The organism is Myxococcales bacterium, assembly GCA_012517325.1.
GTDB lineage: Bacteria > Lernaellota > Lernaellaia > Lernaellales > Lernaellaceae > JAAYVF01.
On record JAAYVF010000042.1, the window covers coordinates 1 to 12,187 of the forward strand.

The window sequence follows — 12,187 nt, forward strand, 5'->3', positions numbered from 1 at the left end:
CAAAGCCCGATGCAAAACGGAAAATCGAAAGGGAACAACCAACTGGACGTGGGTCTATCAGGCCTCGGCTCCGAACTCTACGTAACCAAGGGGACATTTTTGCTGCACAGTTAAGGGGACATATTGCCTAAGTATAAACATGAAATGAAGCAGAAAAGAAGAAACGGCTCTTTTTTCAGTATTCGCTTTTGCCTCCTTTTAGGGCGATTTCTACCGCATATAGTGGTTTTCGCGAAAAAAATCTCAAGATATTGTCTTGACTTTGATCTTCGGTCCGCTAACCTGGAAATGTCGTTAAAAGATGTGGCTCCATCGGGGCAAACCGATGGTTTGTGGAGGTATGGCATGATGCGCCTACGCCGGTTGGCGGGCATTCTGACGGCGCTGCTGCTCGTGTTTCCCTGGGTCGCCCGGGCGGCCGAGGGATTCAACGCGCATTTTTTCGATCCGACGCCGTTCGCCGGCCGTTACCTGACCTTCGAGGACGCCCAAACCCTGCCCCAATTCCGCTGGGCGCTGGGCGCGCTGATCGATTATGCCAATGCCCCGGTGGAGGTGCGGACCGATAACGACCGCACGACCGGTGTCCTCGACAGTTTGCTGACCACCGACGTGACGGGCGCGTTTTCCTTTCACGAAATGGTCAACGCCGGCGTCCAGGTGCCGCTGCATTGGTTCAATCGCGGCCGTTCGTTCAACGACCTGGGCGACGCCGACGGCGTTTCCTCGCGGCAGAATCGCACTTCGATGGGCGATATCCGCGTCCTGGCCAAGGTGCGGATCATCGAGGAAGGCAACTGGCCGTTCGGCGTGGCCGTCACGCCCTTCGTGACTTTCCCCACCGGCGACGCCTCGCGCCTGCTGGGCGAGGGCCGGATCACCGGCGGCTTCACGGCGACCTACGAAATCAATCTGGCTTGGCTGCGGATGGCGCTCAACGGCGGCTGGCATTATCGCGGCGGCTCGGGCGTTTTGGGCACCACGGTGCGCAACGCGTATCCGCTCGCGGCGGGCCTGTCGCGCGACATCGACCCGCGGCTCAATTTAAGCCTGGAAATGCACGGCGAGATGTACGAGTCGACGAACAACCGCGACTTCGCGGGCAACCCGTTGGAATTGGATCTGGTCGGCCGTTATAAGCTCGGCCAGGGCCTGCGGGTGGTCGCCGGCGGCGGGCCGGGCCTGACCAGCGGCGTCGGCAGCCCCGATTTCCGGCTCTTCGGGGGCGTCGATTACGCGCCGGAGCCGCAGGCGATCCCGACGCCGAGCACCGGCAATTTGCGCGTCGTGGTGCAGGACCGGTTCGGCAAGCCGTTGGAAGCCGAGGTCGGCATCGAGGGCGCGGAATTGCGCCTGGGCAACACCGTCAACGGCACCTTCGCGCTGTCGAGCCTGATGCCCGGCAATTACCAGGTGCGCGTCTCGCGGCCCGATTTCGATTCGGGCCTGACCGAGGTGACGGTCTACGCGGGTCAGACCTCCACCGTGACCGTGGTGCTGTATCCGGTGGCGACCCGCCTGAACATCATCGTGCTCGACCGCGACCAGGGCCACCGCCTGCCCGGGCGCCTCATTTTCCGACCCGGCACGAAGGATGAAAACGTCGCGGACAACCCGAGCGGCGAATTCAGCCTCGAAGTGGAAGCGGGGCCACTCACCTTCACCGCTGAATCGCAAGGTTACGAATCGGTGATGACCACGGCCGAGGCGGAAAAGGGCACGACGACCACGGTGACCGTGCATTTGCGGCGGAAGATCGAAAAATCCGGCAAGATTTTCTTCGACCTCGACAGCGCGGATTTGCGGCCCGAAAGCCTGCCCGTGCTGCGGGACGTGGCGCGGCAGATCAAAGAGCTGCATCCGCATCTGGTCGTGATCGAAGGCCACTGCAGCGATGAAGGTTCCGACGAATACAACCTCAAGCTCTCGGAGCGGCGGTCCGAGTCGGTGCGCGCCTACCTGATCAAGCAGGGTCTGGCGCCGAGCATGCTCAAGGCCATGGCCTTCGGCGAATCGCGGCCGATCGCCTCGAACGAAACCGAGGAAGGCCGCGAGCGCAACCGCCGGGTCGAATTCATCATCGAGGAGGAATGACCATGCGCGCGTTCGTCGCCGCTTGCTGGGTGGTTCTGCTCGTCGCGGCCGTCGGTTTCGCGGCGACCTACGACTTGTCCGACGCCGGCGTTTCGCAAATCTGCCTGGGCGGTTCCGAGGAAAGCGCCAACCTGGGCTACAGCCTGGCGGTCGGCGACCTGGACGGCGACGGCCGGCTCGACCTGATCGCCGGGGCGCCGGGAACCGGCAGCGGCGTCGGGTCGCGGCTGGGCGCGGTGTACGTGCTGCTTTCGAGCGCCGGGGCGCTGGTCGGCCGGCAGCTTGACCTGGCCACCGACGCGGCCGATGTCGCGATCGTCGGCGAAACCGAATACAACGCCGGCTACCAGGTCGCGGCCGGCGATCTGAATCACGACGGGATCGACGATCTGGTGATCGGCGCGCCGCGCGCCGACGGTCCGAGCGGCGAATCGGTGTTGGGCGTGGTCTTCGTGTTTTTCGGCCGCGCCACGTGGCCGGCGACGTTGTCGACGACCACCGGCGCCGACGTGACGATCTGGGGCGAGGCGGCCGACGGCCAGTTCGGCGCCCAGTTGGCGATCGCCGACTTCGACGACGACGGCGTCGCCGATTTGTTCGCCGCCGCGCCGGGATACCACGATGTGGGCGCGCCCGCCGCCGGCAAGGTGTTCGGCTTCCTCGGCGGCAGCCTGTCGGGAGTGATCGACCTGCGGCCCGAGAGCGTCGAGGCCGACGTGGAAATCGTCGGCGAGGCCGCCGGCAACCGCCTGGGCCAGGGATTGGCGCTGGGCGACATCAACGGCGACGGGCCGGCCGATCTGGTGCTGGGCGCGCCGGGCATCGCGCCGCCGCTGCCGGGTTCGAAGGAAGGATCGCCGGGCACCGTGTACGTCATCTGGGGCCGCGAACTGAACGACACCCTGCGCATCAACCTGTCCGCGGTCGCGCCGGACGTGCGCCTCGATCCGCCGGATCAGAGCGGCAATCTCGGCGCCGCGCTGACCATCGGCGATCTCGACGGCGACGGCCTGGCCGACCTGGCGATGGCCGCGCCCAACCTGCCGACCAAATCGGCGGCCGGCGAGGTCTACGTGGTCTACGGCCGCTTCACTTGGTCGCCCACCGTCGATCTGGCGACCGCCGACCTGACCATTCACGGCGGCCAGTCGCAGGACCGCTTCGGCTTCGCGCTGGCGATGGCCGACGTTTCCGGCGACTGCCTGGCCGATCTGCTGATCGGCGCGCCGCGCTTCGAGGCGCTGGGCTTCAGCCACGCTTACGCCATCGCCGGGCGCCGCGATTATCCGCTGCAGGAAGACATCGACCTGGCCGGCGGCGACGAGCCGCTGCACGAGATCATCGGCGCCCGGACGGGTGACGAGACCGGCTTTGCCCTGGCGCTGGGCGACCTGGACGACGACGGCGTGCCGGACCTGATCATCGGGGCGCGCGCCGCCGACCTGACCGCGCCGACGCGAGCCGAGGCCGGCGCCGTGTACGCGATCGTCAGCGAGGCGGTCAATCAGCCGCCGGTCGCCGACGCGGGGCCGGATCGCGAAAGCCTGGTGAACCTGCCCGTGGTGCTCGACGGCCGCGGCAGCGCCGACCCGGAAGGCGCAACCCTGACTTACGTTTGGCAACAGGTCGCCGGCCCGGCCGACGCTGCACTGTTCGACGGCGACACGGCGACGCCCGTCGTGGTGCCCACCGCGGCCGGCACCTACCGCTTCTCGTTGACCGTCGCCGACTGCGTTTTTACCGGCGACCCCGACGAGGTGACCGTCGTGGTCGATGCCTTCCCCGGCGACGATGACGACACCGCCGATGACGACGCGGCCGACGACGACAACGGCGGCGACGACGACGGCGGCGGCCATGGGCCGTGGGGCTCCTCGGATGACGAGGACGTCGGCATTTACGGGGGCGGCGGCTGCTCGGGCTAGGCGGTTTCTTCCCGGCGGCGTTTGCCGAAGATCCAGACCAGCAGCACTCCCGACAGGTAGAGCAGGCAAAGCGGCAGGCCCAGCAGGATCTGCGTCAGCAGATCGGGCGGCGTCAGCACCGCCGCGGCCAGAAACACCAGCACCACCGCGTAACGGAACCCGCGCCACAGCGTGCCGGCGCCGATCAGGCCCAGGCGGCCCAGAATCAGCATCACCACCGGCATCTCGAAAGCCAGTCCGAAAGCCACCAGCAGCTTGAGCGAGAACTCGGTGAAGTCGCTGACCTTCAGGTAGGCCTCGAAGGTGGTTTTCATCTCGAACCGCTTGACCAGAAAGTCGATCGCCGCCGGCAACACGCCGAAATAGCCGAAGAGCGAACCGGCGACGAAGGTCACCGCGGTGAGCATCGCGTAAAACAAAAAAAGGCGCTGCCGCGTGCGGTACAGGATCGGCGCGATCACCCACCAGAGTTGCAGGAACAGATAGGGCGCGGCCATGATCACCCCGGCGAGGATGCCGATGATCATGTAGGTGGCGAAACTTTCGGAGGGCGCGGTGAAATACAATCGGCTGTGGGGCCCCATCACGCCGAGAAAGGGCACCTTGAGAATCGCCAGCAGATCCTCGGAAAAATAAATGCCGATGCCGGCCCCGATGCTGACGGCGATCGCGCTGTGCAGCAGCTTACGCCGCAGCGCGGTGACGACGGGCAGCCAGTTGGCGAGCGGCGAGGCATTGTCGGACAAGTCGGCTTCTCCCCGGATTTCAAGTACCGGTAAGTAAAAGCCAGATGCCAGGGGGAGGCAAGCCCAAACGGATCAATGGAAAAGGAAAAATGGAGAAGCGAGTCGGTTCGACGGAAGGGCGCAATCGGCGGATCGCTCACGCCATTTTGTAATCCTGTCGATCCCGGGTGCGTTCCAGTTCCTGCAGGGCGTCGCGGGCGATCCACTGGGCGGAGCGGCTCGGTTGTTTGGCGATTTCACGGCCGGTGGCGATGGCCTGGCGGCAGAGCGAGGCATTGCGTTTGCCGATCTGGCGCAGCGCCCAGTTGACGGCCTTTTTCACGAAATTGCGCGGGTCGTCGGCCGCTCGGGCAATGGCCGGGAAAAACGGCGCAAATCGCTCGTCGGTCGCTTTTTTGTCGTGCCAGGCCAGGCAGGCCATCAGGGCGAACCCGGCGCGTTTGACGAATTCCTCGTCCCGTTCCGACCATTCGAGCGCCTTGTTCCAGGCGTCGGGCGTGCGATCGAAAAGATTCAGGCAGACCTGGTCGCACAGATCCCACGAATTGAAGGCGGCGGCCCACTGCTCCATCTGGGCGCCGGTGACCTGCCGCGGGTCGTCGATCATCCCCGCCAGAATCCGCGCTTCGTGCAGGCCGGATCGCCATAATTCCTCTGCCAGCGAATGGTTTTTCCCCAGGCTTTTCGCCAGCCGGCGCAACTCGGGAATGCGGATGCCCAGGGCGGTTTCGGTGTTGATGCCGAAGCGGCCCATCCCGGCGGCGTCGGCGGGATTGCCCAGCCGGCGCAATTCCCGCAAAACCTCGCGGTAATTCATGCCGGAATCCTATCGGACGCAACGCGTGCCATAATCGCCATTGTTGGTGGGTTCGATCACTCCCCAACCGAAGTCGAGAATCCAGCCTTTTTTTGGATTGTCCGCCAAGCGGGACGAAGACCAGAACCAACAACAAGGACATTTTAATTCAGCGGGACCGAAACAACCGTTATGCGGGCCCGTCGTACCGTCGCAGGCGGAGCAAGAATCGTCCTGACAGGCAAGCTCAAGGCAGGAATCGGTTACACCGCAGGATCCCCCGGTCGCGATCGATGCGCATCCGCGAACCAAGGTCCGCAGTTCGGAAATCGTCGGTAGTCGCCAATCGTCATGGCCGCCAAGGGTCAAGTTCTCGCAGTAGGGGATGACTTCATTCCAAGGCCAAGGGCTGCCATATCCTACCTGCCACATTAGACCCGAAGCTGGATCGGTCCAGGTTTTTCCGTGCGCTTCGCTGCCGGGCCAGGTGTCGTCGTCGTCAACCGAGTCGTTGTCGTCGTTATTGTCATTGTCGTTGTCGTTGTCGTTGTCGTTGTCGTCGTCATCAACATCGTCGTCATTGTTATTGCTAGCGTCGTCATCGTCGTTTTTACCATCGTCATTTTTATGGCAACCGGATACCGCGATTACCAGAGCCAGCATCAGGACCAACAGCCACCAAGAAGAAGCTTTCATCCTGCCCTCCTGACCATATTGATATAATTATAGTATATTAAAATACATTCAGTAAAGATACCGTATGCGACGAAAAGATGGTCCGGGTTAAAAGTGGCGGACTTCCAAGACGCTGTCGAGGTCCTTGATCAAGGCGGCGAAATCCGGATCGTCCGGAGTGACTTCCAGGCCGAGCAGCGGGATGATCGCGCGGCGCGCGGCGAAGTACTCGGCATACTCGTCGGCGGAGGTGCTGATAAAGGCCTCGGCGGTGGTCCGGGCGTTTTTCGCTTCCTCGGTTTTGTTCTGTTGGTCGAAAATCAGGGCGTAGCGTTCGAGGATGCGCGCCACCTCGGCGTAGTCGCGGTACAGGCTGTGGGAAAGAATGGCGCGCCGGAGGAAGTATCGGCGGCGGTCGCGGTCGGTCGCCTTGCCCTGGTCGGTCAGTTCCTTGAGCTCGGCCTCGCGCTGGTTGCGCTTGGCGACGTTGGCCGCGATTTCCTCCTTCATCAGGTCGTAGGAGGCGGTGTAGAAAACGAAGGCGTCGTCGAGGTTACCCTGCTGAAAATATTCGTCGCCGGCGTACAGCGGGTAGGGGCTGCACAGCAGGAAGCGGCAGTCGTCGTTTTTATTTTTTTCGAGGCAGCCGAAATACGAAGCCTTGCTTTTTTCGAGCATTTCCGGGTTGCCGGCGTCGGTGCGCTCGGCCTTGGCGATCTGCTTTTGCAGCGCGGCGACCAGTTCCTCGCGCGGTTGCGGCGTCAAATCGGGGAGGCCCTGTTCCGGCGCGGGGGCTTTTTTGTTTTGGCAACCGGCCGCGGCCACGAGCAGGCCGAGGGCCAGACAAATCGTCAAAAAGATCGCTTGAACATGTCGCACGGGTGTCATCCGATCTACTTCAGCAAGTCGAAAACGGCCTTGTGGTCGTCGGTTTTGGCTGCCACGAGCATTTCGTAGAAAAACATTTCGCTGCTGCCGATCAACGCGCCTTCGTCGCCCAGGCGGCGCAGTCCCAACTCGTGATTGAGCGTGTCGCGCGATGAGACGCAGTCGGCCAACACCATGATGTCGTAATCGCCGGCCATGCCGACCAGCGCCGTTTGCAGGACGCAAACGTGCGTTTCGATGCCGATCAGCACGAGCGTTTCCACGTCCAGTTCTTCCAGCGCGGTCACGAATTCGGGCTCGCCGAAACAGGAAAAAGCGGTTTTCGGGATCGGGCGGTATTCATCGCCCAGCGCTTCCTTCACCACGGGCAGCGAGGCGCCCAGGCCCTTGGGATATTGCTCGGTGACCAGGATGGGAATTTCCAGCCGTTTGCAGAACTCGATCACCTTCAGGCTGTTGGCCAGGATTTTTTCCCCTTGTTGCACATGGGGGAACAGCTTTTCCTGAATGTCGACGACCACCAGGGCGGTCGTCCCGCGCGGCAGCAAACCTTCCAGTTCCATGATCGCACCTCGAAAAGTCGAATTGGACGAACTGGTTTATGGTAGCCATCGCGGGGGGCGGCGGTCAATCGGGCGGCCGAAAAAAGCGGCGCGAAAGGGCCGGATAGTTATCATTGAATGACAAAAAAGACCTTGTAAACAAAGGCCTTTACGTTTATCGTGGCCGGTAACCGAAACGGTCGGTTAAACAAGGATTTGTGGGGGCAACGGATCGCCCGGCGACGCGGAGCGCGAGGCGTTGGCTCGCTCCGTGAGGGTCTTTCCGGAATGCGCGACAACAGAGATTTTTCATTCTTGGACCAGCGGCCGGTTGTCTGGCGTCGGTAGGTGGTTGCTCCTTGCCCGGAGCGGGACGAGGGCGGGTCCTGGGAGAAAATAAGCGATGAACGACGCACGCATCCTCATCATCAGCGCTCAAGCATCCCTGACCGCGGAACTGGTCGGAGCACTCTCCAGCCACGGGTATCTGGTCACCATGGCCGGCTCGCTCGCCGCCGGTCGGAAGGAATTGTCCCGTGGCCGTTACGACCTCGTGCTGTTCGACCGTGAAATCACCGACGGCGACCAGACCGCCGAAGTGGAGATTCTCGGCCAGAATCCGGCGATGATGGGCATCCTGATCTTGCCGGCCGGCACCGCGCTCGCGGAAATCGCCGAGCATTTGCGCGACGGCTGGGCGGAAGCGCTGATCCAGCCCATTGCCGAAAAACCGCTGCTGGCGGGCTTGTCGCACGCGCTCAAACGCGCGTTCAACCTGCGCGAAAAGATCCGTTCGTCGACGCTGACCCCGCTGGCCCGCCTGAGCGAGACGTTTCTGCTCAACCTCGACCTGGACGGCTTGCTGAACCAGATCGTCCGGACGGCGCAGAACGAAGCCAACTGCGACCGCGTCAGTCTCATGCTGGTGGACGGCCAGGAAATGCGGATTCGCGCCGCGGTCGGCCTCAGCTCGAAGGTGGTCGAGGAATTCCGCGGGAAGATCGGCGTCGGCATCGCGGGCTACACCGCGGCCAGCGGCGAACCGGTGATCATCAACCAGGGCGAGCCGGACGAGCGGTTCATCGATCACCTGCGCGACGACAATATCAAAAGCGCCATCAGCATGCCGCTCAAGGTCAAAAGCAAGGTCATCGGCGTGCTCAACCTTTCCAATTTCATGGGGCGCGACCGGTTTTTCGAATCCGACGTGCAATTCCTGTCGCTGCTGGCGGCCCAGGCGGCGGTGGCGATTCAGAACGCCAACCTCTACAACTCGCTGCAGACCAGTTACCTGCACACGATCATCTCGCTGGCCAACGCCCTGGAGGCGCGCGACGCCTCGCTCTCCGGCCATTCCAACAAGGTGCTGGAGCATTCGGTGCGCATCGCTCAGAAGATGGGCCTGAGCGAACGCGAGACCGACGACATCCGCAATGCCGCCATCCTGCACGACATCGGCAAGATCGGCATCCGCGACGCCATTCTGCTCAAGCCGGGCAAGCTCGACGACAGCGAATGGCGCATCTTGCGCACGCACCCGGAAGTGGGCAGCCACATCATCGCCCCGGTGCGGCATTTGTCGCGGGCCGTGCCGCTGATTCTGCACCACCACGAACGGTGGGACGGCCAGGGTTATCCCAGCGGGTTGGCCGGTCCGGAAATACCACTCGGTTCGCGCATCATCTCCGTGGCCGACACCTACGACGCCATGATTTCCAAGCGACCCTATCGCGACGCGCTGGGCCACCAGTCGGCGGTGAAGGAACTGCGCCGCGTCGCCGGCTCGCAACTCGATCCGCACGTGACCGCCGCGTTTTTGGCGGTTCTCAAGGAGGATAATCTGGATGTCCCGGACGCCTGAACTGACCGCGCTGTTTCATGAAAAATTCAACGCCGCTCCCGCCCAGGCGGCCTTCGCTCCCGGCCGCGTCAACCTGATCGGCGAGCATACCGATTACAACGACGGTTTCGTGCTGCCGCTGGCCATTCAATTCGGCGTTTACCTGGCCGGGAGGGTGACGAGCGACGGCCGCGTCCGGGCGCACAGTGCGAACTTCCCGGACGAACCGGTTGACTTTCCGCTCGGCGAGGAACCGCGCGGCAAGGGCTGGGGACAGTACCTGCGGGCGGTGCTTTACGAACTGGCGGCGGTCGGGGTGCGCCCGGCCGGCTTGGAATTGGTGTTCATCGGCGACGTGCCGCCCGAGGCGGGCCTGTCGAGTTCGGCGGCCTTCAGCGTGGTCACTTCGCTGCTGGTTTCGGCGCTCGTCGGCCGCTCGTGGGACGACAAGGTCGCGCTGGCGAAGCTTTGCCAGGCGGCGGAACACCGGACCGGCGTGATGTGCGGTTTGCTCGACCAGATGGCCAGCGCCGCTTGCCAGGCCGGCAGCGCGATGTTGCTGGATTGCCGCGATCTGTCGCGCCGGATGGTGGCGCTGGATCGCCAAAAGCTGGCCGTGATCGTCGGCGACACCACCGTGAAACGCTCGCTCAACGACGGTCGCTACAACCAGCGGCGCGCCGAGTGCGAGGCGGCGGCCAGGGCGTTCGGCGTCCGGGCCTTGCGCGACGTCACCCCGGAATTGCTGGCCGCGAAAACCGGTTCGGTGGAAGACGTACTGGTCCGCCGCGCCCGCCACGTGATGACCGAGGACGATCGTGTCCATGGCTTCGCCGCCGCGCTGGCGGCCGGCGACCTGGCCACCGTCGGCCGACTGGTCGACCAGGGCCACGCCAGCCTGCGCGACGATTTCGAGGTGTCCTGCCCGGAACTCGACGCCATTTGCGAGGCTTTTCGCGGCGCCGGCGCTTACGGTGCGCGCATGGTCGGCGCCGGTTTCGGCGGCAGCGCGATCGCCGTGGTCGCGCCGGAGAAGGCGGCGGATGTCATTGCCGGTGCGGCCGCGGCCTATCGACAAAAAACCGGACGGTCGGGCGTGTTTCACGTCGTGGCGGCCGGTGATGGGGCGGCGGTATTCGCAATCTGAGTGCGGTTCCTCGGCGCGGCGCTGGACTCGACGGAGCGGATCGGAGGACGGATGCGCAAAATCCTGCTGATCGTGGCTCTCGCGCTGTCGTCAGTCGCGCCGGTGGCCGCCGGCGACCTGCTGCAATGGGGCGTCTACGGTGGCGCCGAAACCGGACTGGCCTATTTCGATCTGACGCCGCTCAACGATTACCTGGACGACGCCCGCGTCGACGATTTTTCTTCGTTTTTGCCGCTGGTCGGTTTCAATCTGCAGGCCCTGCTCGCCGAGCGGATTCACGTCGGCTGGGAAGGCGGCATGTTCATGGCCTACCGGTCCGGCGGACTGGTCGATGCGCATCTGGCCGGCGCCTCCACCGATTTTTTCTTCGGTTACGACCTGATCGCCAAACCGGCCTGGAGACTCAGGCCGGAACTGGGAATCGGCGGCGCCTTGCTGATGCTGCGGTTGGACGGCGCGGTCCAGTCGCTGCCCGCGGTGGAACTTCCGGCGGCGACCGATAACCTGGATCTGGCCAAGACTTCCGTGTTGGGAAAAGCGGGTTTGACGATCGAATGGACCCCGAAACTCTATCAGAACGCCAACGGTCGGTTGGGGATGGCGGCCTCGCTTTCCGCCGGCCTGTATGCGCCGTTGAGCGATGAAGGGTGGGAGATCACGTCGCAAATCGATGACCGGCAGCGTGATCTCGACGGCGATGGTCCGGAAATCAGCTACCTTGCGGGATATGTCTCACTGGGTGTCCGCTTCGGCGGCGGCATCACCGATATTGATAACTAGGCGCAGGTTCTCGCCTTTTCCGAAAATTTGATATTTTTAATGAATTTTTCCTTACCCTCCTTATCCAAGCGGTCGAAAGGTAGGTTATATGCCAAGGAGCCTGGATACTCGTTTTGGCGACGAATCGAGACTGGATTGGCACGATCATCAGAATTGAATCACGGAGGAGCGCGCAATGAGAAGTCACCTATTGGCAGTCACCGCATTTTGTAGCCTGGTCTTACTTTCCCTTTTCATGACGGGCTACTTCTTTTCCACTTCCGAGCAGGATACCGATTCCGATACGCAAATGGCGGCGGTGGAACCGCAAGCCGGCACGGACATCCTCGAGGGCCGTCCGTTTTGGCAGCGGTGGATGGGTGCGCTTCGTCATTTTCTGATTAATTCCGATAAAGGCCAGCCGCCGCGCGCGGCCATGGCCCCCGGCACCATCAACGAGTCATGCTATGTTGTCTTTGCCAGCCACTACGTCGGCCGGTTCGGCATCGGCGACGCAAAACCGAACGCCATGCGATACAACCTGTTCGGCGCCGAATGGGGGTCTTATGGCTCCCAACCGATCGTGTTGGGCGCCAAGGCCTGCGGTGGGAAGGTGTTGACGCTGCCGGCGAAGGTCAAATCCGCCGCGGGCGACAATAAAACCGATGACGACACCACGATCGACGACGATACCACGCCCAGCGACGACGACACGGGGCCGATCGACTATGACACCACGCCCAGCGACGACGACACGGGGCCGATCGACGATGAC

Annotated in this window: 11 protein-coding genes; 6 read left to right on the forward strand and 5 right to left on the reverse strand. The window is 63.3% G+C overall.

What is annotated here, in order from left to right; genetic code table 11:
• The first annotated feature begins 345 nt into the window (after positions 1-345).
• Positions 346-2,094 carry an OmpA family protein gene (locus GX444_07860; protein ID NLH48505.1) on the forward strand — a complete coding sequence of 583 codons (1,749 nt, stop codon included), beginning with the start codon at positions 346-348 and terminating at the stop codon, positions 2,092-2,094.
• A 2-nt stretch (positions 2,095-2,096) separates the two neighbouring features.
• On the forward strand, positions 2,097-4,019 hold the full coding sequence (locus GX444_07865; GenBank protein ID NLH48506.1) for a hypothetical protein: 1,923 nt from the start codon (positions 2,097-2,099) through the stop codon (positions 4,017-4,019).
• Here GX444_07865 and tatC read toward each other — a convergent pair.
• The 5 genes from tatC to GX444_07890 form a co-directional block, all read right to left on the reverse strand.
• On the reverse strand, positions 4,016-4,765 hold the full coding sequence (gene tatC / locus GX444_07870; GenBank protein ID NLH48507.1) for a twin-arginine translocase subunit TatC: 750 nt from the start codon (positions 4,763-4,765) through the stop codon (positions 4,016-4,018). The two genes, GX444_07865 and tatC, sit on opposite strands and share 4 nt — an antisense overlap.
• A gap of 136 nt (positions 4,766-4,901) precedes the next feature.
• Complete coding sequence (locus GX444_07875) at positions 4,902-5,582, reverse strand: DNA alkylation repair protein (GenBank protein NLH48508.1); 681 nt, start codon at positions 5,580-5,582, stop codon at positions 4,902-4,904.
• Positions 5,583-5,591: 9 nt separating this feature from the next.
• Positions 5,592-6,257 (reverse strand): DUF1566 domain-containing protein, encoded by a 666-nt coding sequence (locus GX444_07880; protein NLH48509.1) that lies wholly within the window; start codon positions 6,255-6,257, stop codon positions 5,592-5,594.
• 87 nt (positions 6,258-6,344) lie between these two features.
• Positions 6,345-7,115 (reverse strand): hypothetical protein, encoded by a 771-nt coding sequence (locus GX444_07885; protein NLH48510.1) that lies wholly within the window; start codon positions 7,113-7,115, stop codon positions 6,345-6,347.
• Positions 7,116-7,129: 14 nt separating this feature from the next.
• A complete protein-coding gene (locus tag GX444_07890) occupies positions 7,130-7,687 on the reverse strand; it encodes an isochorismatase family protein (protein NLH48511.1) in 558 nt (185 codons plus the stop codon).
• A gap of 382 nt (positions 7,688-8,069) precedes the next feature.
• Here GX444_07890 and GX444_07895 point away from each other — a divergent pair, with 382 nt between their 5' ends.
• From GX444_07895 to GX444_07910, 4 genes are all read left to right on the forward strand, one after another.
• Positions 8,070-9,527, forward strand: a complete 1,458-nt coding sequence (locus GX444_07895; GenBank protein ID NLH48512.1) for a GAF domain-containing protein — start codon at positions 8,070-8,072, stop codon at positions 9,525-9,527.
• Positions 9,511-10,653 (forward strand): galactokinase, encoded by a 1,143-nt coding sequence (galK, locus tag GX444_07900; GenBank protein NLH48513.1) that lies wholly within the window; start codon positions 9,511-9,513, stop codon positions 10,651-10,653. Before GX444_07895 ends, galK begins: the two co-directional genes overlap by 17 nt.
• 51 nt (positions 10,654-10,704) lie before the next feature.
• The gene (locus GX444_07905; protein ID NLH48514.1) at positions 10,705-11,433 is read left to right on the forward strand and encodes a hypothetical protein; all 729 of its coding nucleotides are present in this window, start codon (positions 10,705-10,707) and stop codon (positions 11,431-11,433) included.
• Between the two features lie 175 nt (positions 11,434-11,608).
• A partial coding sequence (locus GX444_07910; protein ID NLH48515.1) for a hypothetical protein occupies positions 11,609-12,187 on the forward strand: 579 nt, incomplete at its 3' end.

Bases quoted from the DNA above. Each gene is read 5' to 3' on its own strand.
- GX444_07860 (NLH48505.1), top strand. From the start codon at position 346: ATGATGCGCCTACGCCGGTTGGCGGGCATTCTGACGGCGCTGCTGCTC.
- GX444_07865 (NLH48506.1), top strand. From the start codon at position 2,097: ATGCGCGCGTTCGTCGCCGCTTGCTGGGTGGTTCTGCTCGTCGCGGCC.
- GX444_07875 (NLH48508.1), bottom strand. From the start codon at position 5,582: ATGAATTACCGCGAGGTTTTGCGGGAATTGCGCCGGCTGGGCAATCCC.
- GX444_07880 (NLH48509.1), bottom strand. From the start codon at position 6,257: ATGAAAGCTTCTTCTTGGTGGCTGTTGGTCCTGATGCTGGCTCTGGTA.
- GX444_07890 (NLH48511.1), bottom strand. From the start codon at position 7,687: ATGGAACTGGAAGGTTTGCTGCCGCGCGGGACGACCGCCCTGGTGGTC.
- GX444_07895 (NLH48512.1), top strand. From the start codon at position 8,070: ATGAACGACGCACGCATCCTCATCATCAGCGCTCAAGCATCCCTGACC.
- galK (NLH48513.1), top strand. From the start codon at position 9,511: ATGTCCCGGACGCCTGAACTGACCGCGCTGTTTCATGAAAAATTCAAC.
- GX444_07905 (NLH48514.1), top strand. From the start codon at position 10,705: ATGCGCAAAATCCTGCTGATCGTGGCTCTCGCGCTGTCGTCAGTCGCG.